This window comes from Bartonella sp. CM120XJJH (assembly GCF_042194715.1).
Taxonomy (GTDB): domain Bacteria; phylum Pseudomonadota; class Alphaproteobacteria; order Rhizobiales; family Rhizobiaceae; genus Bartonella.
The window spans coordinates 1-866 of the sequence record NZ_JBHINE010000090.1; the positions used below are offsets into that span (position 1 = coordinate 1).

Consider the following 866-nt stretch of genomic DNA (forward strand, 5'->3'; position numbering starts at 1 on the left):
TTAAAGGTGAAACTTGTCTTGCCTTTTGGGGGTGCAAAAATATGCGTTTCGCTTGGAACAACGCTTGTCGAAAAATCTTGCATCTCTTCATGGCGCAAGGCGGCTAAGCGCTTGCGTTTAAAGCCGTTGATATTGGCTTCTCCTTCTTGAATACTAAAGTCTTGGCAGCCGTTATTTGCTCCCAATGCGCTCACACGGCAGCCACTCACGATATAATGCCCATGGGCACGGTCATATGTCGCAATGGCTTGCATGGCGGGTTCAAGCAATGAGGGGGATTTTTGATCAATCAGAACACCATCTTGTAAGATATAAACCGGAAAGAAAGTGCCACTTTGCGCATCCTCTTTCAGTGCCCAAACAAGCTTGGCTGTTTCGCGTGCGGCGCCAGGCTCTCCTTCTGCTAAGGTGCCAGGGACTTGCCCCAACAGCTCTGGATCATCCTCATGGGTTATCCATTTTTTTTGCAGCTTTACACCAATTTCCAAGCGTCCAATCATGGAAACATTGTTGAGTACAGCTTCAGAGACCGGAAAGATATCGCCTGCGATATAAATCTTGCCATCCGTTAAAGTGACGGTTTGTGTCTCTTTGTTGACAAAAGCATCAGCCCGTTCAACGCGGTCTCCTTCTTGTGCCACAAGACGCCCCAAGCGGTCATGCCGTCCCCTTATAATGGTTTGAACTTCATTGAGTTCACCACTTTGAATAAAGGGACGCGTGCCATAAAAGACAACACTTTGTTGTTCCTCTTTGCCGCGAGATCTGTCAATTGCAAACGGTAGACCACTTTCATGCTTCATCTTAAAACCTCAATAAAATCTTGAATTGTTCGCGAACATCGGCACGCAAAGGAATATTAATGG

1 protein-coding gene is annotated in these 866 nt (G+C 46.7%); it reads right to left on the reverse strand.

Annotated elements, in window-relative coordinates:
- Positions 1 to 803: DUF4815 domain-containing protein (locus tag ACFIKU_RS09920; protein ID WP_375657408.1), on the reverse strand; the 803-nt coding region annotated here is incomplete at its 3' end.
- Positions 804 to 866: the final 63 nt, after the last annotated feature.